The organism is Elusimicrobiaceae bacterium (genome assembly GCA_028700325.1).
Classification (GTDB): Bacteria; Elusimicrobiota; Elusimicrobia; order Elusimicrobiales; family Elusimicrobiaceae; genus JAQVSV01.
In genome coordinates this window covers 1-25,204 of the sequence record JAQVSV010000025.1, presented here as the reverse complement: position 1 = coordinate 25,204, position 25,204 = coordinate 1, and the positions used below count along the sequence as shown (strand labels likewise).

25 protein-coding genes are annotated in these 25,204 nt (G+C 58.7%); 16 read left to right on the top strand and 9 right to left on the bottom strand.

Features of this window, described 5'->3' with window-relative positions; genetic code table 11:
* Positions 1-82: 82 nt before the first annotated feature.
* From PHW69_04965 to PHW69_04940, 6 genes are all read left to right on the top strand, one after another.
* Entirely contained in the window at positions 83-1,066 is a 984-nt protein-coding gene (locus PHW69_04965) for an SDR family oxidoreductase (GenBank protein MDD4004539.1), read from the top strand.
* Between the two features lie 21 nt (positions 1,067-1,087).
* On the top strand, positions 1,088-2,101 hold the full coding sequence (gene rfbB, locus PHW69_04960) for a dTDP-glucose 4,6-dehydratase (protein MDD4004538.1): 1,014 nt from the start codon (positions 1,088-1,090) through the stop codon (positions 2,099-2,101).
* A complete protein-coding gene (locus PHW69_04955) occupies positions 2,098-2,694 on the top strand; it encodes a thymidine kinase (protein ID MDD4004537.1) in 597 nt (198 codons plus the stop codon). Before rfbB ends, PHW69_04955 begins: the two co-directional genes overlap by 4 nt.
* Positions 2,695-2,893: 199 nt before the next feature.
* Positions 2,894-5,149, top strand: coding sequence for a hypothetical protein (locus tag PHW69_04950; GenBank protein ID MDD4004536.1), 2,256 nt, complete (start codon positions 2,894-2,896; stop codon positions 5,147-5,149).
* Positions 5,150-5,313: 164 nt separating this feature from the next.
* Positions 5,314-5,736 carry an Hsp20/alpha crystallin family protein gene (locus PHW69_04945; protein ID MDD4004535.1) on the top strand — a complete coding sequence of 141 codons (423 nt, stop codon included), beginning with the start codon at positions 5,314-5,316 and terminating at the stop codon, positions 5,734-5,736.
* Between the two features lie 164 nt (positions 5,737-5,900).
* Positions 5,901-6,113, top strand: a complete 213-nt coding sequence (locus tag PHW69_04940) for a hypothetical protein (protein MDD4004534.1) — start codon at positions 5,901-5,903, stop codon at positions 6,111-6,113.
* 305 nt (positions 6,114-6,418) lie between these two features.
* Here the strand turns inward: PHW69_04940 and PHW69_04935 are convergent, their stop codons facing one another.
* Both PHW69_04935 and metK read right to left on the bottom strand, forming a co-directional pair.
* Complete coding sequence (locus tag PHW69_04935; GenBank protein ID MDD4004533.1) at positions 6,419-7,954, bottom strand: acyltransferase; 1,536 nt, start codon at positions 7,952-7,954, stop codon at positions 6,419-6,421.
* A gap of 118 nt (positions 7,955-8,072) precedes the next feature.
* Positions 8,073-9,254 carry a methionine adenosyltransferase gene (gene metK / locus PHW69_04930; GenBank protein MDD4004532.1) on the bottom strand — a complete coding sequence of 394 codons (1,182 nt, stop codon included), beginning with the start codon at positions 9,252-9,254 and terminating at the stop codon, positions 8,073-8,075.
* A 153-nt stretch (positions 9,255-9,407) separates the two neighbouring features.
* Here metK and PHW69_04925 point away from each other — a divergent pair, with 153 nt between their 5' ends.
* From PHW69_04925 to PHW69_04910, 4 genes are read left to right on the top strand one after another with little or no spacing between them, the layout of a single operon-like run.
* The gene (locus tag PHW69_04925) at positions 9,408-9,929 is read left to right on the top strand and encodes a transposase (protein MDD4004531.1); all 522 of its coding nucleotides are present in this window, start codon (positions 9,408-9,410) and stop codon (positions 9,927-9,929) included.
* Positions 9,926-10,861 (top strand): PfkB family carbohydrate kinase, encoded by a 936-nt coding sequence (locus PHW69_04920; GenBank protein MDD4004530.1) that lies wholly within the window; start codon positions 9,926-9,928, stop codon positions 10,859-10,861. Before PHW69_04925 ends, PHW69_04920 begins: the two co-directional genes overlap by 4 nt.
* The gene (gpmA, locus tag PHW69_04915; GenBank protein MDD4004529.1) at positions 10,855-11,544 is read left to right on the top strand and encodes a 2,3-diphosphoglycerate-dependent phosphoglycerate mutase; all 690 of its coding nucleotides are present in this window, start codon (positions 10,855-10,857) and stop codon (positions 11,542-11,544) included. Before PHW69_04920 ends, gpmA begins: the two co-directional genes overlap by 7 nt.
* Positions 11,541-12,302, top strand: coding sequence for an exodeoxyribonuclease III (locus PHW69_04910; protein ID MDD4004528.1), 762 nt, complete (start codon positions 11,541-11,543; stop codon positions 12,300-12,302). Before gpmA ends, PHW69_04910 begins: the two co-directional genes overlap by 4 nt.
* A 160-nt stretch (positions 12,303-12,462) precedes the next feature.
* Here PHW69_04910 and PHW69_04905 read toward each other — a convergent pair whose 3' ends face one another.
* From PHW69_04905 to PHW69_04885, 5 genes are all read right to left on the bottom strand, one after another.
* Positions 12,463-14,073, bottom strand: coding sequence for a hypothetical protein (locus PHW69_04905; GenBank protein ID MDD4004527.1), 1,611 nt, complete (start codon positions 14,071-14,073; stop codon positions 12,463-12,465).
* Positions 14,070-14,759, bottom strand: coding sequence for an ABC transporter ATP-binding protein (locus tag PHW69_04900; protein MDD4004526.1), 690 nt, complete (start codon positions 14,757-14,759; stop codon positions 14,070-14,072). Before PHW69_04900 ends, PHW69_04905 begins: the two co-directional genes overlap by 4 nt.
* A complete protein-coding gene (locus PHW69_04895; GenBank protein ID MDD4004525.1) occupies positions 14,752-15,981 on the bottom strand; it encodes an ABC transporter permease in 1,230 nt (409 codons plus the stop codon). The genes PHW69_04900 and PHW69_04895 overlap by 8 nt, the downstream gene beginning before the upstream one ends.
* A 121-nt stretch (positions 15,982-16,102) precedes the next feature.
* Positions 16,103-17,581 carry a lysine--tRNA ligase gene (gene lysS, locus PHW69_04890; GenBank protein MDD4004524.1) on the bottom strand — a complete coding sequence of 493 codons (1,479 nt, stop codon included), beginning with the start codon at positions 17,579-17,581 and terminating at the stop codon, positions 16,103-16,105.
* A gap of 4 nt (positions 17,582-17,585) precedes the next feature.
* Positions 17,586-17,984, bottom strand: a complete 399-nt coding sequence (locus tag PHW69_04885) for a response regulator (GenBank protein MDD4004523.1) — start codon at positions 17,982-17,984, stop codon at positions 17,586-17,588.
* A gap of 134 nt (positions 17,985-18,118) precedes the next feature.
* Here PHW69_04885 and PHW69_04880 point away from each other — a divergent pair, with 134 nt between their 5' ends.
* Genes PHW69_04880 through PHW69_04855 form a run of 6 tightly spaced genes read left to right on the top strand, consistent with a single transcriptional unit; the run spans position 18,119 to position 23,646 of the window.
* Positions 18,119-18,571 carry a nucleoside-diphosphate kinase gene (locus tag PHW69_04880; protein MDD4004522.1) on the top strand — a complete coding sequence of 151 codons (453 nt, stop codon included), beginning with the start codon at positions 18,119-18,121 and terminating at the stop codon, positions 18,569-18,571.
* Between the two features lie 18 nt (positions 18,572-18,589).
* Positions 18,590-19,537, top strand: coding sequence for an alpha/beta fold hydrolase (locus PHW69_04875; protein ID MDD4004521.1), 948 nt, complete (start codon positions 18,590-18,592; stop codon positions 19,535-19,537).
* Between the two features lie 13 nt (positions 19,538-19,550).
* Positions 19,551-19,739, top strand: coding sequence for a hypothetical protein (locus PHW69_04870; protein MDD4004520.1), 189 nt, complete (start codon positions 19,551-19,553; stop codon positions 19,737-19,739).
* On the top strand, positions 19,736-20,854 hold the full coding sequence (locus PHW69_04865; GenBank protein MDD4004519.1) for an anhydro-N-acetylmuramic acid kinase: 1,119 nt from the start codon (positions 19,736-19,738) through the stop codon (positions 20,852-20,854). The genes PHW69_04870 and PHW69_04865 overlap by 4 nt, the downstream gene beginning before the upstream one ends.
* A 7-nt stretch (positions 20,855-20,861) precedes the next feature.
* Positions 20,862-22,367: a glycoside hydrolase family 3 N-terminal domain-containing protein gene (locus tag PHW69_04860; protein ID MDD4004518.1), complete on the top strand. Its 1,506-nt coding sequence runs from the start codon at positions 20,862-20,864 to the stop codon at positions 22,365-22,367.
* A 25-nt stretch (positions 22,368-22,392) separates the two neighbouring features.
* Entirely contained in the window at positions 22,393-23,646 is a 1,254-nt protein-coding gene (locus PHW69_04855) for an MFS transporter (GenBank protein MDD4004517.1), read from the top strand.
* 74 nt (positions 23,647-23,720) lie between these two features.
* Here PHW69_04855 and PHW69_04850 read toward each other — a convergent pair whose 3' ends face one another.
* Together PHW69_04850 and PHW69_04845 are read right to left on the bottom strand one after the other, a co-directional pair.
* Positions 23,721-24,734, bottom strand: a complete 1,014-nt coding sequence (locus tag PHW69_04850; protein MDD4004516.1) for a hypothetical protein — start codon at positions 24,732-24,734, stop codon at positions 23,721-23,723.
* A gap of 8 nt (positions 24,735-24,742) precedes the next feature.
* Positions 24,743-25,204 (bottom strand): hypothetical protein (locus PHW69_04845; protein ID MDD4004515.1); only part of this gene is annotated, 462 nt, incomplete at its 5' end.

Sequence of the window (25,204 nt, the reverse complement as noted above, 5' to 3'; positions counted from 1 at the left end):
AAATTGTTACAATACAACCAGTCGGCAGCCGGCGCCGGAACCCGCGCAAGCGAGTTTTTAACGGGCGTGACAAGGAGGTGTTATGCCTGTAAAGAAAATTTCGAAACTTAAAAGCCCGCCTGAAGCGAATAAACCGCTGTGGCTGGTGACCGGCGGGGCGGGTTTCATAGGCTCCAACATCGCCGAAGAGCTGGTGAACCGAGGCGAACGGGTGCGGATTCTGGACAATATGTCAACCGGCAGGAAAGAGCATATGGCTTCCTTCATAGACCGTGTTGAATTCGTGCACGCGGATCTGCGCGACCCGAAATCGCTTGGGAAAGCGCTTAAAGGCGTAACCTATGTGCTGCATCAGGCGGCGTTGCGGTCGGTTCCAAAATCAATGGACGCGCCCCAGCCGACCAACGAAAATAACGTGACCGGCACGCTTAACCTGCTGGTCGAAGCCGGTGCGGCGGGCGTGAAGCGGGTGGTGTACGCGTCGTCCAGTTCCGCTTACGGCGAATGCAAGGTTTTCCCGCAGCATGAAGGCATAATCCCCGCGCCTGTTTCGCCCTACGCGGTGAGCAAGCTGGCGGCGGAAATGTACTGCCTGTGCTGGGCAAAATCCTTCGGGCTGGAGGCGGTCGCGCTGCGCTATTTCAACGTGTTCGGCCCCCGGCAGGACCCCGAAAGCAAATACTCGGCGGTCATTCCAAAATTCATGGAACAGGCCAGACAGCGCCGGCCTCTTGAAATCCACTGGGACGGCAGACAGTCGCGCGATTTTACCTATGTCGGCAATGTCGTGCAGGCCAACATTAAAGCCGCCACCGCGCCCAATGCTTCGGGCAGGGCTTACAATATCGCGTGCGGCACCTCGAATTCGCTGCTGGAGCTGGCCAGAGTTATCGAAAAACTTGCCGGCTACAAGCTTGCGAAGGATTTTCAGCCCAAGCGCAAAGGCGACGTGCGCAAGACCTACGCCGACATTTCGCTCGCCAGACGCGTGCTTAAATACAAGCCCGAAGTGGGTTTTGAGGAAGGCATTAAAAAGACCTGGGAATATTTTCAGGACAAATTCTAATCGTCGTCACTGGGACAATACATGAAAATCGTAATCACCGGCGGACTGGGTTTTATCGGCTCCAATTTCGTGCGGCACATGCTTAAAACCCGGCCGGAATTTACAGAAGTCATTAATCTTGACAAGATGACCTATGCCGGCAATCCGGAAAATCTTGCCGACGTGGCGGATGCGCCCGGCTACAAGCTGGTCAAGGCCGACATCTGCGACCGCGCGGCCGTGGCTGACTGCCTTGCCGGCGCGGACATGGTGGTGCATTTCGCGGCGGAAACACATGTTGACCGCTCGATCATGTACCCGGACGAATTCATCAAGACCAACGTGCTCGGCACACAGGTGCTGCTCGATACCGCGCGCAGGCTGGGCGTGAAGCGTTTCGTGCATATCTGCACCGACGAGGTGTACGGCTCGGTGGAAACCGGCGAGAGCGTGGAAACCGATCCGCTTATCCCCAACAGTCCTTATTCCGCATCAAAAGCCGCGTCCGACATGCTGGCGCGCTCCTACTTCATCACTTACGGATTCCCGGTGATGATTACGCGCTGTTCAAACAATTTCGGGCCGTACCAGCACCCGGAAAAAGCCGTGCCGCTTCTGATTTCCAACGCGCTGGAGGACAGGCCGTTCCCGCTTTACGGCGACGGCCGCAACGTGCGCGACTGGCTGTTCGTGCAGGATCATGTGACCGGTATCGAAGCTGTCATGGACAAGGGCAAGCCGGGCGAAGCCTACAATATCGGCGGCGGCACGGAGCTCGCCAATGTAGATATGATCACGCGGGTGCTGGACGTGATGGGCAAGCCGCACAGCCTTATCACGCGCGTGAAGGACCGCCCCGGCCACGATCGCCGCTATTCGCTTTCCTGCGCGAAAATCGAGCGGGAGCTGGGCTGGAAGGCGCGGCACTCGTTTGAAGAGGCGATAAAACTCACCGTTGACTGGTACCGCGCCAACCCCGACTGGATACGCCGCGCCAGAGAAGGGTCAAAAGATTTCCACGCCAGGCAGTACGCGGAGCGCGGAGGCGGAAAATGATCATGATGCCCTACAGCCCCAAATCGGGGTGGATCGAGGTGGTTTGCGGGAGCATGTTCTCCGGCAAGACACAGGAGCTTATCCGCCGAATACGGCTGGCCGAGATCGCACGGCAGAAAGTGCAGATTTTCAATTCCGCCCTTGATACCCGCTACGGCGAGAACCATATAATTTCGCACGACAATATCCGCGTGCCGTGCATGGCTGTCAAAAGCTCGCGCGAACTGCTCGACAGCGTTTTGCCGGAAACCCAGATGGTGGGCGTTGACGAAATTCATTTTTTCGATCCCGCCATAGTGGACGCGTGCCAGAAACTGGCCAATTCCGGGAAACGGGTGATAGCGGCGGGGCTTGACCAGGACTATCGCGGCCAGCCGTTTGATAACACGGCCCGGATGATGGCGGTGGCGGAATCGGTCACCAAAAACCTCGCGATCTGCGTGGTCTGCGGCGCGCCGGCCAACCACAGCCAGAAACTGGTTTGCGGAGGCGGCCTGATTGACGTGGGCGCGGCGGACAAATACGAAGCGCGCTGCCGCAAATGTTTCAGCCCGGAACCGATAGAGAAAAAGGATCCCGTTCCCGTGCCATGATCGCGCCAGTTTCCGGCGTTTGCGACAGCGGCTTTGGAGTCTTGTGAATTTTAACAGCCCTGCCGGGTATAGCCGGAAGGGCTGTTTGCAAACCGGTGTTTGAATAAAGCGCGGCGCAGGAGCTGGTCAGGCGGCTGGAAGGTGTTCGGTGTTTTCAGGCCGGACGGGAAAGGCACATCAGGAGACAGCATAGGCGCTCATGGTTGGAAATTTTTATTCTGAAAAAGCTGGCAGACTGGTTATGTTTTTTGCGCATATCCTGCTCGCCTATTATTTTATCAGCGTGGCGGGCTGGTATGCGGGCGCGTTTCTGCGCGACCTGAAAATGGCGGACTGCCAGCAGGTTTATCCGTTTCTGAACTCTTTTTTCCAGCCGCAGGTGCGGAGCGTATACAGTTATATTTTCCTGATATTCGGAGTGGGCTGTTATTCGCTTTTTCTGTATGCGCATAATATTTCCAGGGTTTTAGAAGTCAACATTTCACGGACGGCTGAAGATCTGGCGTTTGGCATGCTGTTTGCCATACTGGGCATTGCGGCGATCAAGATTACCTCCGGCGACTTCTGCCATGCCTGTATTGCCGCCGTATTTTTCCTGATAGTTAATCTTAGCGCCGGGCTGATTGCTCCGTTGCGACACCGGGCGGCGGCGCCGGGCAAGGTCATGCGGTGGCTGGTTTCGTGTGTCTGGCGCCTGTGCCTTGCGGCGGCGGAAAACAGGCCCGGGCGGGCAAAATTCGTCCTGTTTGTTCTGGCGGTTCTGGTTGCGCTGGCGGTAGGGCCGGCGTGGAAGGTGGCGACAGGCCCGTTCCTCGCCAATGAATATCCTTATCCGTCTTCTAAAACCCTGCTTGACGGCAAAACTGTTACTGCCGGGGAATTTTATAAAAACGGCGCGGCCAATTCCGCCGGGGCAATCGCGGAGTTTCGCCGGACGAACAGATTCGAATACCATCATATCGCCATAGCGCGCGGACAAATTAACCATATCGGCCAGATATTAAACCCGCTTAACGAGATGGCCTGCGGGAAAAAACTGTCGGAAGTTTACATGCAGTACGGAATCGGTAACACGCTTATGCTGGGCTGGCTGATGGACAGGTTTGGCGGGCTGGATATCGGTAATTACTACCGGTGTTATTTTCTGTATATATTTTATGACCTGCTGCTGCTGGGTGTGCTGTTTTATATTTTCCGGCGCGATATCGCGAGCGTGACCGGGGTTTTTGCGATGGCGGTTTACTCGCTGTATTCGATTTATGCGGGATTTCTGCTCGGGCCCGGCGCCATGCCCACCATACACATGTTCGATCTTGCCGCGCTGGCGGCGGTGACCGCGCTGGCGCGGACAGGAAACCGTGCATACGGCGTTCTTGCGCTGGCGGCGGGTATTGCGGGTGTGGTGTGGAATTTCTGGTTCGGGTTTATTTTGCTGGCAAGCGTTGGCCTGGCGGTTGCGGTGCATGCAATGGATAACAGCTCTGTCCGCGCGGGAGCGGGGTGGCTGGCCGGTGTTCTGGCGCTGTTTGCGGCGGTTTATGCCGGGTATAAATTCTTTTTCACACAGTATGATCCGTTCGCGAAATTTTTTTTTAACGGTCTTTTATGCATAAAAATTTCGCAGCCGGTTGTTTCAATGGTGATCGTGTATCTCGTGGTATCGTATCTTTTTCTGCTGGCCTTGAGAAGGCAGCGGCTGTGGCTTAAATATGTGTATGGTTTCGTGTTTTTTTACAGTCAGGGGATGCTGCTTTATTATTTCAATAACGGGAGGCCGGATCATCTGCTGCATTCGTGGCTGTTGTTTGCGCTGCAGTTTTTCCTCATGGCGGCAATCGCGGAGCGGCTGCTTGGCCGGTATGTCCGTTTTGCCCGGCTGGCAAAAAATACGGGCGCGGCTGCCGCCGTATTGTGTGCAAGTGTTTCGGCATGCGCCGGGTTTCAGAACGCAAGCATACGCGTTCACTGGCTGGATAATATCACCGGGCACGAAATCTATGGATGGAATTTTGACAGGGCGAAAATACGCACCACTATCAATCCGGCGCCCTTTGACGAAGCCATAAGGCTGATACGGCAATATGCGCCGGAAAAGCACGCCGGGATATGCCTGCTGTCGAAGTACGACAATATTCTGCTGTTTCTCGCGGGCCGGAAAACCGCGCTTGCTTATTACGATATGCCGAATTATCTGATTTCCGAAGAATATTTCAACAAAACGCTGTCCGGCATTAGAACTCTGCGGCCGGAAATTCTGTTCGCGGATTCCGATATCAGTAACCCGCCGGTTTTTCTGCTGGGCCGGCTTTACTCGGCAGTTGAATTCAATTCTACCGAATACGCCGTCCGCTATGGCAAGTATGGCAAATTGCGGGATCTTTTCGATAGCGTCAAAGCGGATTACATGCCGGTTTTTCGCGGTGAACTTATTACGGTGTACCGGCGCAAAACCTGAGTTTCTCCAATACAAAATTAAATTGCCGGCAGTATAATTAGCAGTATTGACTACCGGCTGCCAATTAAGTATATTATTAGCAGTTGTTTGTATTAACTGCTAATTAACTCGTTCGACTGTGAATAATAAAAACTTCCTGCGAACGTATAATTAAGGAGAAATTTATGGCAAACGAAACTCTTGATGATAATATGGTTGAAATGCGCGGCAGCATAAGCGGGCTGGTGGAAAACTTCCTTAATAATTGTTCAGCTGCGGCGGAACCGGTCTGGTCGCCGGAGGTTGATGTGCGGGAAACCGCCGGAGAATTTCTGGTCCGGGCGGCGCTTCCCGGCGTGAGGAAAGAGGATGTGGAAACCGAAATAAAAGAAAACCTGCTTTCCATTACGGGCAAACGCGTTGAGCAGGCCGCGGAGGGCGATACCTGGCTGCGGCGCGAAATTCCGGCCGGGCGGTTCTGTCGGGTTTTCAAGATCGGCGCGCGGTTCAAGTCTGAAGATATCAGGGCCATCCTTAAAGACGGGCTTCTGGAGATACGGATACCGAAGGCCGACGGAGAAAAACCGAACAGAATACAGATAGACTGAACAATCTTTCGCCCCGGCTTGTTAAAAGCCGGGGCGAGTTTCATGGCGGGCAGGGCAAATACTGCCGCAGGGGGCATGTGTTATGTTATGCGATATAATAAATTGGCTGCGCGGTATTGTTGTTGGCATGGCAAAGTGCTTCAATGTTAAAAAAGGGGTGGACAATGATAATATTATTTGCGCCGGCCGGTAAATTCCCGCAGCGGGAAGCTGAGGTGACGGAACAGCTAAACGCAAAAATCAAAGATTCGTTTTGCGTGCGTTGCAAAAGCGAAAAATGGGTAAAATTTCAGTTTGATTCGGATGGTGTGCCGGCGATCTCGGATGCGTGCTGCTCGGACGTGTGCGCGGAAGTCACCAAAGCGCGCGGCCTCTGATATTCAGCCCGGTAAATGAAACTCCGGTGTTGCTGGGTTTGCTCTTCGCCCTGCTTGTGAACTGTGTTCATGCCGGAAACCGGCACGGGCTTGACGCGCCTGATCCGGGGTGTTTTAACACGGGTGCGGTTTTTGCGGGTCAGGCCAGGAAATACGCGGAACGGTTTTGCCGTTACATGGCGGTTTCGCGCTGTTTTTTGTACATGATTCCGTTAGTCTGCGCGGAATTTCATGCGGGAGAAACCTTATGAAAGTTGTAGCTTTTAACGGAAGCGGCAGAACAGACGGCAATACGGCTATTCCGGTCAGGCGCGTGTTCGCCGAGCTGGAAAAGAGGGCATTGAAACGGAGCTGATACAGCTTGCCGGAGAAAACCTGCGTGGCTGTGCGGCCTGTTCAAATGCACGGCGAATAAAAACGGACAGTGCGCGATTACCGCAGATTCGCTTAATCTTTTTCTTGGGAAGATGCGCGCGGCGGACGGCATAATACTCGCCTCGCCGGCCTGTTTTGCCGATATCACCGCCCAGATAAAAGCGCTGATTGGCCGCGCGGGTTTTGTGGGGCTGGCCAACGGCGGCATGTTTAAGCGGAAGGTCGGGGCGACGGTCGTCGCGGTGCTCCGCGGCGGCGCGATTCACGCTTTTGACTCGCTTAACCATTTTTTTACCATTGAACAGATGATAGTGGCAGGGTCGGATTACTGGAATAGCGGCATCGGCCTCAATCCCGGCGGGGCCGGGCGGGCGCGGTGCGAATTTGTTTTTCAGCTTCAGCAGCGGTTTTTCGATAAAAAACCAGGACGCGAGCGTTACGGCGAAGGTAAGCAGCAGCGTGCCCGCGCAAAAACCGGCGCGGGTGGAAGGCTTGAGCGCGGCCATCGCCTGCATGCAGATATGGTGGTACAGATACAGCCCGTAGCTGACCGCGCCGATTCCGGCCAGCGGTTTTGCCGAAAGCAGTTTTACATGAATGCCTTTGCCATAAGCCACTCCCCAGACCAGCAGCGTGAAAACCAGTGCCAGCGCAGACGGAAGAATCAGGCCCGCCGGGTTTGCCAGCTGTGAAAAAACCCTGTAATCCGTGTGCGCCGGCCCGTACAGGCGCCAGCAGGCCAGAAACATGGCGGACAGAACGGCCGCGGCCGCCAGCGCGCGAGCCGAAAGGGCGCGCATGTCCAGCCCGGAACGCGCCAGCGCGGCAAGCAGCGCGCCCAGGCACAGCGCGTCCATATTCGACGGCAGCGACGCGTAGGCCATGTAAACATTCCCATATTCATAAAAAAAACTGAGCCGGACGAGCGGCGCGGTACAGGCAAGCGTCGCGCATAACCAGACCAGCGTGCGGCGGCCGCACAGCAGCACCGCGGCGGGCCACAGCAGATAGAACTGTTCTTCAACCGCCAGCGACCAGGTGTGATTTAGGTAATCCGGCGCGCGAGCCAGCCAGCCGCGCCCGGCTATGATGTGGTTTTGCAGATAAATCGCGTAAGCCCAGATGTCTTTGAGTCCGCGCGGTGAGCCCAGCAGCATTAACGATGCGGCCAGCGCCAGATAATAGACAGGCATTATGCGCAGCGCACGGCGGATATAGAAATTGCGGAAATAGCGCGGTTCGGTTTTCGTGTCGAGCAGTATGCCGGTGATCAGGAAGCCGGAAATGCAGAAGAACAGCGTCACGCCGGCCCAGCCCGGCCGGAACACGGCCAGGTGATAGGCGATAACCGCCAGCACGGCGACTGCGCGCAGGCCGTCAAGACCGGGGATGGTTTTGTCGGTGATCATGTCGCTGTTATCGAGCGTTTTCTGCATGGCGAGTGTTGATTTTGTCCGCACCTGCATTATACCGTTTTCGCGTTTTCAACAGGCCGGATGTCCGCTGGCCGGGCGGGCAATACGCTATTCTGAATAAAACAAAAACCCGGCGTTATGCCGGGTTCTTGTCTGATAAACGGCAAACTTATCGTTTTTTGGCCGGTTTCCCCAGCGCGGCCGCGCGGATCGCGGAAGTCTTGTCGGTTTTTTCCCAGGGGAAGCAGCACCGTCCGAAATGTCCGTACGCGGCGGTGCGGCGGTAGATGGGATTGCGCAGTTTGAGAGTCTCGATTATCCCTTTAGGGGTGAGCCTGAAAACGCGGCGCACCGCCTTGGCGAGCGCTTCATCGTCCACCGTGCCGGTGCCGTCAGTGTCTATATAAAGGCCAACCGGTTCAGCCACGCCGATCGCGTAGGCGAGCTGAATGGTGCATTCCTGCGCCAGGCCCGCGGCCACGATGTTTTTGGCGATGTAGCGGGCCATATAGGCCGCCGAGCGGTCCACTTTTGTGGGATCCTTGCCGGAGAAAGCGCCTCCGCCGTGCGGAGTGCGCCCGCCGTAAGTATCCACGATTATTTTGCGGCCGGTCATTCCGGTGTCGGACTGGGGCCCGCCCACCACGAACTTGCCGGTGGGATTGACATAAATGTTGGTTTTCCTGTCCAGCCATTTGCCTACGACAGGCATGATGACGTGTTCGATGATTTCCCTGCGCGCTTTTTCGGTTATATGATGTCCGCTCCTGTCCAGAATCTCCTCGGTGTGCTGGGTGGAAAGCACTACGGTTTCAAGGCGGACCGGTTTGCCGTCATGATATTCTATCGTGACCTGGCTTTTGCCGTCCGGCCCGATATAGGGAAGAACGCCTTTTTTCCGCACCTCGGCCAGCCGCATGGCCAGTTCGTGCGCGAGCGTGATAGCAAGCGGCATGAACTCTTTCGTTTCGTCGCAGGCGAACCCGACCATCAGGCCCTGATCTCCTGCGCCGCCAACGTCCACGCCCTGACTGATGTCGGGCGACTGCTTGCCTATCACGTTTATCACCGCGCAGGTTTCGTGATTAAAGCCGTATTTGGAGTGGGTGTAGCCGATTTCCCTGATGGCGTTGCGGGTGATAGCGTCGGCGTCAATCCAGCCGCGGGTGGTTATTTCGCCGCCTACCACCACCATGCCGCGCGTGATATAGGTTTCGCAGGCTACACGGGCGGTTTTATCCTGCGTTAAAATTGCGTCCAGAATCGCGTCGGAAATATTATCGCATACCTTGTCCGGGTGTCCTTCCGTGACCGATTCGGAGGTGATGAAACAGGTGCCTTTCTTTATCATAAATATTATCCAAACTCCTTGATTTTAAATTCCCGGCTTGCCGTGCCGCGGAATTTTGCTGTTCCCGGCCCGAACGTAACTTTCTACAGCAGATTATATCATTTAAACGCGTTTGCGCCGACCCCCCGGATAAGGGTAAAATATTAGCAAGCCATGTATAAAGCCAGAGATGACAAAACGCCGCCACTGTTCCCGGAGCTGTTTCCTCTGGGCGGCGCGCTCAGTCCGGAAAACCGCTGGGCGCGGCTGGCCGCGCTTGTCAACTGGGACGAAATAGACGCGGTGTACCGCAAATATTTCAGTTTTATCGGCCGCCCGGCGCGTGACAGCAGGATGGTGGCCGGTATTTTCATGGTCGCGCTGCTGGAGCAGGTTTCCGACGAGCGGGCGACCGTCATGTTCAACGAAAACCCCTATATCCAGAAATTCTGCGGTCTGGGCAGTTTCGCCACCGGGTCCGCCGCGGCGGACGGCAAATTGCTTTACCGCGCCCGCAAGCGGCTGGGGCCGGAAACTTTCGGCAAATTCGAGCGGGAAATCATCAGAATGCTGACGGCTCATGAGGACCTGGGTTCCCGGTTTGAGCTTTTTAAAAAGAAAAACCGTCTGCGCGGCTGGCGCGGAAAGCTGGCGGGACGGCTGCGCGCTCTGGCGGCGAAACTGGAAACGAAATGACCGTTTTAAAAAAAGCCGGGCCGGGCGAAGCGGACTGTTTTTTCGTGGGGCTTAATGTGGTTGATGTGCTGGCCGTCACGGACCGGCCGCTTGAGGATGACCGCAAAATTCCTGCCCGGCGGATAATAGTGGACGGGGGCGGCCCCTCCGGCAACTCGGCCTGCGCGTGCGCGCGTGCGGGCGCGCGGGCGGCGCTGGTTTCCGTGATCGGGCAAGACGAATGGACCGGGTTTTCGCTCGGCTCGCTTGTCTCGTTCGGGGTGGATCATTCGCTGGTGCGCGTCCGGCAGGATTTCAAAACGCCGGTTTCCCTGATTATCGTAAACGCCGCCACAGCCGGCCGGACTATCCTGTGGAACTCGCACGGAATTAACGAAATTGATTTGCGGCTGTCCGGGCCGGAAACCCGGCGCATCCTGGCCGCTCCGCTCGTTCAGTTCGACGGGCACCTGATGACGCTTGCTCTTTCGCTCGCCACGCGCATCCGCGCGAGCGGCGGAGCGGTGTGCTACGACTGCGGCTCGCCCAGGCCCGGCTGGGAGGAGCTGGCCGCGCAGACCGATTATTTTATCGCCTCGCACGCGTTCGCGCGCCAGCTGGGCAGGCCGCTCGCGCCGCTCGTGCTGGAACTCAGGGCCCGGTTCGGATTTCATGTGGCTGTTACAGCCGGCGGACAAGGCTATTATTATTTCAACGAGCTGACCGGCGCGGCCGAGTTTGTGCCGCAGCGGAAGTTTGAAGCCGTTGACACCACCGGCTGCGGCGACGCTTTTCACGGGGCGTTCGCGGCCGCTATTTCGCGAGGCGGAGATTTCCGTGCCGCGCTTGATTTCGCGCAGGAGTTCGCCGGCCGCAAAGCGCAGGGCTGCGGCGGACGCGCGGCTTTGCCGGATTTGAAATTTCAACAGGCTTGGAAGGGGGAACCATGCTGAAACTCGTGCTGCTGCGGCACGGCGAGAGCCAGTGGAACCTTGAAAACAGGTTCACCGGCTGGACCGACGTTGATCTTTCTCCGAACGGGCTTGAAGAAGCCAGACGCGCCGGCGAACTGCTCAAGGCGAACGGGTTTGAGTTTGACGCGGCGTGGACTTCCGTTTTGAAACGCGCCGTCCGCACATTATGGATCGCGCTTGACGTGATGGACCTGATGTGGGTGCCGGTGCAGCATTCCTGGCGGCTTAACGAGCGGCATTACGGCGAACTGCAGGGTCTGAACAAGGCCGAAACCGCCGCCCGGTTCGGAGCGGAGCAGGTACGCCTGTGGCGGCGCAGTTTCGGGGTGCGCCCGCCGCTGCTGCGAGCCGATGACGCGCGCAACCCGGTTAACAGCCGGTGCTATCAGGGCGTGCCGGGCGGGGAACTGCCGCTCGGTGAATCGCTCAAAGACACTATTGACCGGTTCATGCCGCTATGGCGCGATTGTATCGCGCCGCGCGTGGCGCATGGCGAACGCGCCCTGATCGTTGCGCACGGCAACACCCTGCGCGCGCTGGTCAAGCAGCTTGACGGAATAAGCGACGCCGATATCGCCGGCCTGGAAATCCCGACCGGCTCGCCGCTCGTGTACGAACTTGATTATGCGTTAAAGCCGGTCAGGCATTACTATCTGAAATGAAAAAACTCTTGTCGTGGAATGTTAACGGGATCCGCGCGGCGGAGAAAAAAGGGTTCGCAAGCTGGCTGGCGTCGGAGCGGCCGTATCTGCTGGGTGTGCAGGAAACCAAGGCGCGCCCGGAGCAGCTGTCCTGCGCGCTGCTTGACCCGCCGGGCTACTTCACCTACTGGTCCGCCGCCGAAAAGGCCGGGTACAGCGGCACTGCGGTGTTTGCGGCCCAAAAACCAGAGTCCGTGAGGTACGGGTTCGGCGTGCGGGAGTTTGATCGCGAAGGGCGCACAATATTGCTGGAGTATCCTGATTTTTATTTCCTTAATATATATTTCCCGAACGGCGGGGCGGACCTTAAACGGCTGGACTACAAACTGGCTTTTTACGCGGAATTTCTGGGGTTTGCCGGGAAACTTAAAAAATCCGGCAAGACGGTTATCGTTTGCGGCGACGTCAACACCGCGCACCGTGACATAGACCTTGCCCGGCCGCGGCAGAACGAAACCCATACCGGGTTCCTGCCGCAGGAACGCGCCTGGCTCGACAGGTTCACGCTCGAATTTGCCGACACCTTCCGCCTTTTTCACCGCGAGGGCGGACACTACAGCTGGTGGGACCTTAAAACCGGCGCCCGCGCCCGCAATACAGGCTGGCGGCTGGATTATTTTTATGTTGACCGGGAGTCCGCGGCGCGCGTTGAAGATGCGTATATAATGCCGGAGGTCACGGGTTCGGACCACTGTCCCGTGGCGTTAATCCTGAAATAGTCTGATGGCGTTTTTTTTCGGGTCAATTCCGAGCCTGTTTTCCTGACAGCAAGTCCGCGCCTTGCAAGCGCGGCATTTCTATGCTCGGCAGAAACATACTGATAACGGGTTTTTGCGGACTGAATCCGCAAGCGGACTGTTTCAAGGGTTTTGTGCGCGCTCAGGTGTTTGCGGCAAGCGCGGCGCGCAGCAGTGCGGCGCGCAAAACATCGCGTTCGCCGGGGCTGTATTTCGTGTTGCCCGCGCCCGCGCACAGCGCGATATGCCCCGGACAGCAGCTGAGCAGCAGTCCGGCGGCCGTCGCGGATCTGACCGGAAGCGCAAAACCGGTTGCCGCGCCCAGCAGCAGGTTTGACAGGTGAACGGCGGTTTCCTCGTAGGAAATGCTGCGCGCGTTCTGCAGAATGCCAAGCGCGCGGAAGGCGGCGTCTTCCGCTTTTACGCTGTCTTGCCCGGACGCCAGCTCAATCCGCGCAGCCGTTTCGGAAGTGAGCAGAAACCGCAGGCCGCGCTCGAAACCGGCGGTTGTTTCGGCGGCGGAGCCAAGCGTCGTCACGCTGGAGATGATATGCAGCGGGCCGGAGAGCGTGAACGCTTCAGGATTAAGCGGCGCGCTGGCCAGATGCAGGCCCCGCAGATTCTTAAGCACGTCGGATACCCGGCCGGTCAGCGAGAGCGCGGGCAGATTGATCAGCGCAAACAGCCGCAGGCCCGTTCCCGCTTCTCCGGGCCGGGCGGTATGGAACCCGCACCATTTGCTGAAGCCGAGCGGCGCGCGCCGGCCCAGCTCGTCCGCGGCGGCCAGCGCTTTTCGCGCGGCCGTTCCGGCGTTCAAACCCGATTCGAACGCGTACAGCTTTGCGTGTTCCCGGTCGTTTATGACAAGTGCCAGCTCCTGTCCGGGCGGCAATACGGCAGTGACAGGATGTTGCGAGCCGTAAGGATCGCCTTCCAGCAGATAGCGTTCGGCCAGCGCGCGTTTTACTGCCGCGTCGGCCGGTTCGGCGGTAAGAAACCGGCCGGCGGAAAAGCCCGGCAGCTCCCGTGCCTGCCGCACCAGCGACGCCGATACCTGGGTTCGGCCGCGCTCGTCCAGCGTCTCGTCAAAATTATAGCCCGCCAGATTGCGCGTTACGCGCGCCGCGCTAAACAGCACGGTGTGCGAATAGGGGCCCGACCCGTCGAGCCAGGCCGGCGCGCGCTTTAAAGCCGTTTTCGCCCGCACGGGCGGCAATACCGCGGTTTTCGCGCGGCGCGACCGGGTCTGCGCGGGCGCAAGCCGGCGGCGGATGGAATCAAGCGCGCGGGCTTTCTCGAAATCTTCGGTTTTTATGGCGCCGTCCAGCTCCGCTGACAGGGTGTTCATATCCAGCAGCGCGTATTTCAGGTACTGGTCGCCGCCGGGCGGGCTGTAACCAGCTCCGGTATAGGCGGAGCGGCCCTGTGTCAGCCGGAAAACCAGTTCCAGCGGCTGCCTGAAGGCGCGGTAGCAGTGTCCGCAGCCGAGCGCGCGGCTCTGCTTGGCCGCGTTCCAGGAAAGTCCGCAGGCCGGGCAGGCGAGTCCGCTTCTGTCTTTTGGAAAAATATCTTTTTCAAGCCGGGTCAGCGCGATCGGAACGGCGTAATACATCAGCGCGCCGGGTTCCAGGCCGAGCGCTTCTTCTTTTTTGGCGATGCATTCGGGGCAGAGCCGCAGTTCCCGGAGGCGCCCGTTAAGGACGGTTTTTATGGCGTAAACCGCGTCGCGCCTTTTGCAGAGCGAGCATTTCATTGCGGTGTCCGGCGCGGGTCCTCTTGCAGTCTGGTGCGGGCGAGCCGGAACACGCGGTCGGCGTAACTGGCCGCTTCGGGGTTATGGGTCACCATCAGCACGGCCACGCCCTGATCGGCCAGCTTGCGGAAATCGTTATAAACTACGCTGGCGTTTTCATAATCGAGGTTGCCGGTCGGTTCGTCGGCCAGCACCAGCACGGGGCTGTTGCGCAGCGATCTGGCGACCGCCGCGCGCTGCCGTTCGCCGCCGGACAGCTGGGCCGGAAATTTATCCGCCAGCTGCTCCAGCCCGAACCGGGCCAGCAGCGCGAGCGTTTTTGCGTGGTCGGGCCGGCCCGCGATGAGGGCCGGCATATCCACGTTTTCCAGCATCGTGAATTCCTGCAGCAGGGAGTCGAACTGGAACACAAAACCCGTTTTCCCGGACCGGAACCGCGATTTTTCCGCTTCCGTGAAATTCAGAACCGGCTCGCCCGCTATTTCAACCGAGCCGGAATCCGGCGTGTCGAGCAGGCCTATGATGTTAAGGAGAGTTGATTTGCCCGACCCGCTCGGGCCCAGCAGCACCGCGAATTGCCCCGCAGCCAGTTCCAGACTGATGTTTTCCAGCACATGTACCGCGCCGCCGTGCGCCTGCGGGTAGGATTTGTACAGGTCGGTCACTTTCAGGATCGGATCAGCCATAGCGGATAGCATCCACCGGGTTGACGCGCGAGGTGCGTATCGCCGGATATAAAATTGCCACGAAACACAGCAGGTAACTGCCCAGCACCACAAGAAGCACATCAGCCGGGCGGATGGACACCGGCACCCGCGTTATGTAATACACGTCGCTCGGCAGCTCCACGATGTTGAATGTGGAAATGATCCAGCACAGCGTCAGGCCCAGCGCCAGCCCCAGCGCGATGCCGGTGGTGCCTATTAAAAAACCTTCCCACCAGAACACGTTCTGGATTTTCCGCGGCGTCGCTCCGATCGCGCGCAGGATGCCTATGTCGCGCATTTTTTCCGTGCCCAGCAGGATCAGGTTCGATGAAATGTTGAGCGCCGCCACCAGCACGATCAGCCCCAGTATCAGAAACATCACGAATTTCTCCAGCTTGAGCGCGGCGTAAAGAGTGCTGTTCATGTCGGAGAAGGTTTTTACCATGTAGGGAAACCCGACGCCGCGTTTTATGCGCCGGGCCACCTCGCCCGCGCGGTCCACGTCGTCGAGTTTGACTTCCAGCCCGGTGATCTTGTCGCCCATGCCGAGAAAATCGGCGGCTTCAGTCACTCTGGCGTAGGCCATGGTGTTGTCAAATTCGTAATACCCGGTTTTCAGGACGCCTGAAATCCGGAACTTTTTCATTTTGGGAAGGATTCCGAATCCCGTGTCCATTGACTGGGGCGAGATGAGCACCACATCGTCCCCGATCCACACAGCCATGTTCCTGGCCAGCTCCTCGCCCAGTATTATCGCCGGAGGGACATCTTTTTCATTGAGCCGCCGGCGCGGTTCCCAGCCGCCGCCGGTAATGGAAGCCATCAGATTGCTTACATTTATCTCCTGGTCCGGGTCCAGCCCGCGCAGCACGATTCCGCTTGAACGGCGGTTGAAACTTAATATCGCCTGGCCCAGCACCATCGGCGAAACGCCCCGCACTTCCCTGTCGTGCAGCAGGCGGCTGGTGATGGCGGTTCGCGCGGCGGCGTCCATCTCGCCGAAAATCACTATGTGCGCCTGCGCGCCGATAATTTTGCTCTGGATGTCCTGCTGGAACCCGTTCATTACCGACAAGGTGGTGATCATTGCCGCCACGCCCACCGCCACGCCCGCCACCGCGATCAGCGTGGTGATCACGGCGAACAGTCCCTTGCGTTTGGCCTTGAGATATCTCTCGGCTATGAACAGCTCAAATGACATTCGGCATCCGGGTCTTCCAGAACTGCGGCGTTTTCCAAAACTGCGGCAGGGGAGCCGTAAGCCCGCCCTGCCGGAAAAAATTTCCGCGCTTTGCGCGCGGCTGGCCGCGTAAAGCGACCGGTTATTTCATATCCGCCTTAAGCGTGGGAAACAATACAACTTCGCGGATCGCGGCTTTTCCGGTGAGCAGCATGGTCAGCCGGTCAATCCCGATCCCGATCCCGCCGGTTGGCGGCATGCCCGACTCCATAGCCTCTACAAAGTCTTTGTCTATGGTGTCCACTTCGGCGTTTTTCTCGTCCTGGCGCTGGCGGGCCTGTTCCTGAAGCCGGGCTAGCTGGTCGTCAGGGTCGTTAAGCTCGGTGTAAGCGTTGGCCAGTTCCGCGCCGCCGGCGTAGAACTCGAACCGTTCGACAAGCGTTTCGTCGCCGGGCTTGTTTTTGGCGAGCGGAGTGATTGCGGTGGGATGGTCCATCACGAAACAGGGTTCGGTAAAGGTGGAAAGAATTTTCTCGTCAAAGATCCGCTCGAACGCTTTGGCCGAAGCCAGCGTGTCCGCGTCGCCCACGCCAAGTTTTTTCGCCAGCGCGAGCAGCCGGGGCCGGTTGAACCGCTTGCCGTCCAGTATGTCATGAATATCCTCGCCGCAATGCTGTTTCCACAACTGCGGCAGAAACACCCGCCTGAAGGGCGGCACCAGCCGGATCTGCCGGCCTTTGTATTCCACTTCCGTTATGCCAAGGCTTTTGGTGCAGGCTTCTATGATCGCCTCGAACAGCCGCGCCATGCCGTTGTAATCGGTGTAAGCCTGATAGGCTTCCAGCATGGTGAACTCGGGGTTGTGGGTCGTGTCAATCCCCTCGTTGCGGAAAATTTTCCCGATCTCGTAAACCCGCTCCATCCCGCCGATGATCAGGCGTTTGAGATACAGCTCGGTGGCGATTCGCATGAAAAGCGGCATGCTCAGCGCGTTATGGAAAGTTTCGAACGGCGTGGCCGCCGCGCCGCCCGCGCTGTGGCACAGGATGGGCGTTTCCACTTCCAGGAAGCCTTCGTTGTCGAGTGTGTTGCGCACGGCCCGCACTATTTTGGAGCGGGCTTCGAAAATCCTGCGTACGTCGTCGTTGGCGATCAGATCCAGATGGCGGGACCGGAACCGGATTTCCGTGTCCTGCAGGCCGTGCCATTTCTCCGGCATCGGGCGCACCGCTTTTGAAAGCAGCGTGAGTTTTTCGGCTTTTATCGTTTTTTCGCCGGTTTTGGTTTTGAATACGCTGCCGGCCACTCCGATGAAATCGCCCACATGGATATGTTTTTTGAAAAAACCGTACGGCGCTTCGCCCAGAATGTCCCGCGCGATGTAAAGCTGGACTCTGCCGCTCATGTCCTGCACATGCGCGAACGCCGCCTTGCCCATGACCCGCAGCTGCACCAGCCGGCCCGCGCAGATGACGCCGCTTTCTTCTGCCGTTTCCAGCGCTTCCGCGGCGGTATGGGTAACTTCGAAACGCGGAGGAAAAGGATCCGTCCCTTCCGCGCGCAGTTCCCGGATTTCCTCGTATCTGCGGGTGATGATCTCGGTCAGCGTGTTGGTTTCCATAGTGTCAGTTTGTCCCGGTTATTTTAAGCACTTCGTCTATTTTGGCTTTAAGCGTGCGCGGTTCGAACGGCTTTTCGATGAATGCAGGCACGTTCGAAACCGACATGAAAAGGTCGCGGGTCTGGCCTTTGGCTGTCATCACGATGATCGGGATGGCGCGGAATTCGTCTTCCTCGCGGATGCGGGTGACCATGGTATATCCGTCCATTTCCGGCATCATCACGTCGGTAACGATAATATCGGGGATGCGCGGCACCGCCTTGCCGATTTCGCCGTTCAGGTAAGTCAGCGCTTCCCTGCCGTTCGATGCGGTTATAACCTCCATGCCGTATTTGCCCAATATGAACTTCAATAATGTCACTAGATCCGTTTCATCGTCAACCAGCAGAACTATCTTCGTCATAATCATCCTTTAAAACTGTTTCGCGCAACTGCGCAAAAACTCCCACATATTAATTTTATAATTATTGCGCGCAAAACTCAACCGCAATACGTCGCGGCGGGAATTTTCCGGCCTAAAAATGCTACTATCTACCCATGAGCGTAGAAAGGACATTGGTGCTTATAAAACCGGACGCCATAGAAAAACACATGGCGGGAATAGCTCTGGACCGGCTGGAACGGCTGGATCTGGAGCTGATCGCGGCCAGAATGGTGAAAGTTACACCGGAACTGGCCGCCGAGCATTACCGGCATCTCAAGACAAAGCCGTTTTTCCCGGCGCTTGTGGATTTCATGACCGGCAAGCTCAATCCCGGCTCGCGGGGCCGGCTGCTCGCGCTTGTTTTCGAAGGGGAAAACGCCCTGCATCTGGTGCGTGAACTGGCCGGCGCGACCGATCCGGTCAAGGCGGGCCCGCACACCATCCGCGGCTCAATGGGCCGGAATATAAACGGGACCATGGAAAATGTCGTGCACGCCTCGGAAACGGAGGCTGACGCGCAGCGCGAAATCGCGCTGTGGCTGCGGCCCGGCGATATCGCCGAATAACGCCGGCTCTGTGACGCTATGACCAAAACGTTTTCGTACATGTTTTTGACCGCCTGGCTGGCGTGCGTTCCGGCGTGCGCGCAGCAGAATCCGGCGGCCGCGCAGGACTATGCTTCCCGTCCGGTCACTTTTAAAACCGCGGACGGGTGGACTCTGTCCGCCGTCTACCGGCCGCCCCAACCGGACAGGCAGGTGCTGCTTTTCCTGCATTCGCACAAGGAAGATAATTCCATCTGGCGTCCGCTTGCGCTCAAAACGGAAGCTATGGGCTTTGGCACACTGCTGCTTGATTTCCGCGGTCACGGCGGCAGCACGCTCGGCCCCGGCGGCGAAACTGTAAATTATCCTTCGTTTGACCGGGATGTGTCCGGTCCCGAGAATGAATACAACAAAATGACGGAGGACGTTAACGCCGCCCTGAAATTCCTGCGGGATGAGGGGTTCGGCCCCGATCGGGTGATTCTGGTGGGCGCGGGACTTGGCGCGAATATCGCCATCAAATCCGCGGCTGAACACAGCGATATCGCCATGACCGCGCTTTTCACTCCGACGCTCAACGCCAACAGGGGCGTGCTTGCGGTGAATCCGCTGCGCAGTTACGGGGCGCGGCCGGTTTTTGTGGCGGCTTCCGTGGAAAATTCCAGGCTGTATCAGGAAGTGTCTGTGCTGCGCGCCATCCTGTACCACAGCGCGGGCGGCCGCAATGTCACGTTCGTTACGGCAAGGAAAGGCTCCAGCGCCGAACTGATTACGCCTGACGTGATAAATTCATTTCTGCTTTGGCTCAGACAGCCATGCATGCCGGAACCGGTGCAATACAGGCCGCCCGGCTACGATGATGATCAGCCTTCGATAGATTCCGGCGAAGACGAGCCCGTGCCGGACGATTCCGCCGGGACGGATCAGAACGGCGTGCCTGTTGACGACGACGGGCTCGGCGACGAGGTTACCTCCACGCCGGAATAGCCACAGGAGCGACATGCCGCACAACAGCGCCGAGCGGTTCTTTCCCGCGTTGCCCACCGCGCAGTCGGGCCGCGCCGCACGCGGGCTGGACAGAATGCCGCTTTCCGAAACCATAAAACTTTTTAACCGCGAGAATTTTTCCGCCGCGCGCGCGGCGCTTGCCGCAGCCGCGGGGCAGCTGCGCGAGGTGCTTGCGCAATGAAAACACTCGCGCTGGGGCTTATGAGCGGCACGTCGGCAGACGGGCTTGGCATAGCCGCTGTTGAACTGTCGCCTTTTAAAGTGGCGGCGTTTAAAACCTATCCCTACCGCGCAGGGCTGCGGCGTGAAATACTGGCCGCGCGGGAGCTGAACGCGCGGGAACTGTCCAGGCTGGGGATGCGGCTGGGAAAACTTTACGCCTGCTGCGTGGCCGCTTTTTGCAAAGAATTTAAAATTCCGTACAGCCGTGTTGAAGTGATCGGTTCGCACGGACAGACGGCGGGCCACTGGCCTGATGACAAACCTGCGCATACCCTGCAGATCGGTGAGGCTTCCTTTATGGCGGAACTGACCGGCGCGCCGGTCGTGTGTGATTTCCGGCCGCGCGATATGGCGGCCGGCGGGTGCGGCGCGCCGCTGATCCCCTTTTTTGACGAATTTCTGTTTGGCGGAAAAGCCCCGCGCATATTGCTCAATATCGGCGGCATAGCGAATATCACCGCAGTCGGGCGCGGCGTGCGGACTTTCGGGTTCGACACCGGGCCGGGCAACTGTCTTATGGATCTTCTGGTGTCCGCCGTTTCAGGCGGGCGGCGGGGGTTTGACCGGGCCGGCTCACTGGCCGCGCGCGCCGAGCCGGACGGCAGGCTGCTTGCGGCTATGCTGAGGGATCCGTATTTTAAAAAACCGGTTCCCAAATCGCTCGACCGGGATTATTTCGGCGCGCGCTTTCTTGCGCGGCACCATATTGCCGCCGGGCCGGAAACCGTTAATCGTGCGCTGGCTACGCTTAATAAATTCACCGCGGTGAGCGCCGCGCGGGGAATACTGGCGGTTCGCGGAAAAGTCCGGGCGCGCGAAGTTATAGTGTCGGGCGGAGGCGCGCTTAACGATACGCTGCTGCGTAATCTCGCCGCCGCGCTGCCGGACATGAAAATCACGCGGTCAGGCGTTTACGGGCTGGACGAACTGGCCCGTGAGCCGGCCTGTTTCGCGGTGCTGGCGCATCTGGCCCTGCGCGGTGCCGTGAACCACTGCCCGCGCGCGACCGGGGCGCGTGGCGCCAGGGTTTTAGGCAAAATTATTCCGGCCGCGAAACTGAAAATACGGGATTGAACGAGATATGGGATATTCAGTAGCTGAACTGGTGTTTCCGGCGTTCCGGTTTTGGGAAAATGATACCGCGTACGCGCTGGAACTGGCGGAACTGGGCGCGGGCGGGTTCTGTTTGTATGGCGGCACGCCGGCGAAAATAAGGGAGCTGGTGGCGGCGGTCAGGCGGGTCAGTCCGGAAGTAATGTTCTGCGCCGATTATGAGGATGGCGCGGGCCGGTGGGTGTCTTCGTGCGCCGAACTGCCGTCCAATATGGCGATCGCCGCGTCAGGCGACGCGGAGCTTGCGTACCGGAAAGGCTGGCACACCGCGCTGGCCGCCCGCGCGCTCGGGGTGGACTGCGTGCTGGCGCCGGTGGCTGACCTGGCTGTCCGGGCGGACAACCCGATAGTCAATACCCGCGCGTTCTCCGCCGAGCCCGGCAAAACCGCGTTGTTCTGCGCGGAATTTCTGCGCGGGCTTAACGCGGGCGGAGTGCCCGGCTGCGTCAAGCATTTTCCGGGGCACGGCGACACCGGCACCGATTCCCATCTCGGCCTGCCGGTGATCGAAAAAGAGCTCGCCGCGTTCATGGCTTCGGACGCCGCGCCGTTTGCCGCGCTCGCCAGAACGGCCGACGCGGTCATGCCGGGGCACCTGCTGGTGCGCGCGCTCGACGCCGACAATCCGGCCTCGTTTTCTGCCGCCGCGATTGACGGGCTGCTGCGGGGCGAAATGGGGTTTTCCGGCTGCGTGATCACCGACGCGCTCTCCATGAAAGCCGTTTCCGATGAAACGCAGGCCGCGCTGAAGGCGCTGGCCGCCGGAGCGGACATTTTGCTGGTTCCGCAGGAGCCGGTCCGGCTGATCAAAGCGCTTAACAAGGCGTTGAAGGAAGGCGGTATTCCGTTGGGGGTGATGGCGCGCGCCATGCGCAGCCTCGCGGGCCTGCGCCGCCGGAAAAAGGAGCTTCAGGCCGCCGCGCCCGGGCTGTCTGGCGCGCAGGTGAGCGCCGCGCGCGAGTTTAACGCCGAAACCGCGCGCAGGTGCTGCGCGTTTGCCGGCCCGGCGGAGTTTGAGCCGCTGAAGTCCGGAGATACCCTGCGCGTGTTTGAAACCAGTCCCCGCAAACCGCCGTTTTTCGCCGGGTCGCAGGATCCGCTGGCCGACGAGCGCGGCGACAGCGTGTTTGTGAAAACGCTTAAATGGTTCGGCGTAAATGCGGTGGCGCATGATGCGCCCTGCCGCGAGCGCTCGCCGTTTTGCGCGGTTTCGTTTTCCAGGCCCAGAGCTTACGCCGGCTCTATCAACCTGTCGGGGCGCGATATTGTTATCATCAACAACGCCGCGGCTGGCGCGGAGCGGTTTTTTATGGTGTCGTTCGGCAGTCCGTTCGTGTTCGGTTCCGCGACACGAACGCCGGACTGCGGGATCTGCGCCTTCTGCGCGATTGACGAATATCAGGCGTTCTGCGCGCGGGTTCTGCTGGGCATGGAAAAACCGGCCGGCAGTTTTGAATACACGAAAAAGCCGTAGCCGCCTGCGGCGCAAAGGAATTGTTATGCAACAGTCCGGCCAGCGCAGTCCGTGGTATTATGTGCCTACGCTTTATTTCGCGGAAGGGCTGCCTTACATACTCATCAATTCGGTGTCGGTGGTGCTGTACAAAAGCCTCGGAATAAGCAATGAGCGGATCGGGCTCTGGACCAGCATGCTCTATCTGCCGTGGGTGATAAAGATGGTCTGGGCGCCGGCGGTGGACCTGTATGCCACAAAACGCGGCTGGCTGGTTGCTTCGCAGCTGCTTCTGGGCTTTGTGTTTATGGGCGCGGCGGTGGCTCTGGCGGGCGGAAATTTCTTTTTCCCGTCGCTGGTGTTATTCGCGGCCGGGGCGTTTGTGTCGGCCACGCATGATATAGCCGTGGACGGGTTTTATATGCTCGCCCTCACGGAAAAAGAGGAAGCCTACTATGTCGGCATCCGGGTGGTGGCGTACCGGCTGGCGATGATTTTCGGTTCCGGCGGGCTGGTGTATGCTGCGGGCAAGGCGTCGGCGGTAATGCCGGTTAATCTGGCGTGGGCGCTGGCGATGTTTGTGCCGGGGCTGCTGTTCGCCGGGTTTTACGTCTGGCACAGGTTTGTTCTGCCGCGTCCGGCGGTTGACTGCGCCAAACCGGTCGGGCGCAAAAGCGAAGGGTTTTTCGAGGCGATAGCCGCGTATTTCCGGCAGGAAAAAATCGTTGTTATACTCCTGTTCATACTGCTGTACCGGTTCGGCGAGGCGTTGCTGATGAAAATGGCGTCGCCGTTTCTTATGGATTCGGCCGCCGCGGGCGGGCTGGGCGTAACCACCAGCGAAATCGGGATACTGTACGGGACAGTCGGCATGATCGCTTTGATACTGGGCGGCATAATCGGCGGATGGATACTGGCGCGCTACGGGCTGAAAAAATGCGTCTGGCCGATGACGATCGCGCTCAATCTGCCGGACCTGTTTTACTGCTGGCTGGCGCATGTGAAACTCGCGGGGGTCATGCTTTACCCGCTTATCGCGCTAGAGCAGTTCGGCGCGGGCCTGGGGTTTATGGCGTTCACGGTGTTTTTGATGAGCATAGGCGATGAACGCTACCGCACTTCGCATTTCGCCATTTCCACGGGGCTGATGGGGCTTGGCATGATGCTGCCCGGCATGGTGAGCGGTTACATGCAGAACACGCTGGGCTATGCCGGATTTTTCTGGTTTGTTATCGCTGTTACGGTGCCGGGCATGCTGCTGATCCCGTTCATCCCGGTGAAAGCGCGCGCCGTGCCCTGATTGCGCGGCAAATTTAAAAACGCCCGCCGCGTCTTGACGCGGCGGGCGTTTTTTACCGCAGTAAAGCGCGCCCGCTATTCTTTCCAGTTCGGATCCTGGCGCAGCAGCTTGAACGCGGCCTGGCATTGCGGCGTGAATTTTGCCTCGTGTTTCTTGACGCAGGCGGTTTTCGCGCCACCTTCCAGTTCGGGGCAGTAGGTGTCGAGATCGGTTTCGCAGGCGGGCGCTAAAACGGCGACAACTTTGCATTGGCCGGACAGCGATTCGCCGTTTTTCTCCAGACAGGCCTGCACTTTATCCATGTCGCCTTTTTCGCCTTCGGTTTTGCAGAATTTCGCTATCGAATCGGCGCAGATGTAAGCGGTGAGCATTTTCGTTTTCTTTTCGTCCAGCTTGACCGCGGCGGAGCAGGTGCCGCTGAGCCGGGCGCGTTTCTTTTTCAGGCACCGCTCGATCGCGCCGGCGGTTTTTTCAGACGGGCATAGTTTTTTTTCGTCCTGCGCGCAGGGCAGCCGCCGCTTGATGCATTCGGGCGAGAGTTTGGCGTAATTGGCGGCCAGGCAGTCGTACACGTCTGACGGCGTTTTTTTGCCGCGGCACAGCCGGGCCGTTTCCTGATGGCAGGGAAACTGCTGTTTGATGGCGGCCGCGCAGACCGGGCCGGCTTTGCCGATGTTATCGAACAGACAGACGGGATTGCCCGAACCCGTCGCGCCGGCGCAGAATTTTTCCGTTTCCAGCGCGCAGGGCAGCAGCGCGTCCAGCCGCGCAATGCATTGCGGAGCAAGCTCCGCGTGATGTTTCAGCAGGCATTCGACGGTTTTTTCTTTCGGCGTATCGGCGCAGTTTTTGGCCGCCGGTTCGCCGCACGGGAAAAACCGGTCAAGCCCGGCGCGGCAATCGCCGGAAATCGTTTTATAGCTGCGCGCCAGACACAACGCTTTTTCAACCGGCGTTTTTGCCGGCGCGCAGCCGGCCGCCAGATCGGCTCCGCACTGTTTGTCCATCGCGGTTACGGCGGCGTCTTCTTCCGCGTGACCCGCGCAGCAGAACGCCAGTGCGGCCGCGAGCAGGCATAATCTTTTCATGTGGTCTCCTAATGTATGAACGGCTTGTAAATGAACGAATATTTGAGCGACAGCCCGTATTTGACGTTGCGGCCCGCCGAACTGACGAATTTCCCGCGCGCCTGGTACAGGCTGGCGTACGGCGCGAATTTCAGGTTGGCCCACAGGTCTATTTCCGCGCTGGCGTTGAGCGCTAGCTCGTACAGGTAGTCGGTGGCTTTTTCATTGGAAGTGCGGAAAAAATTCCTGTACAGCCCTGAATATTTCAGCCGCAGGTTCGGCGCGGGATTCTGTTCCAGCGCAAAGCCGGCTTCCCATGCGTATTTGCTGCGGTTGGGGCTGTAGGTATAATCCTGTTCCAGCACCGCAGCCAGATACAGGTCTTTGATATTGGCGCCCTGATACAGTTTCAGGCCGCCTTTGCCTCTTATTATTTTGGTCGCGTTGGTGCCGGATGATATATGCAGTTCCGTTTCGTAGCCGAGGCTCAG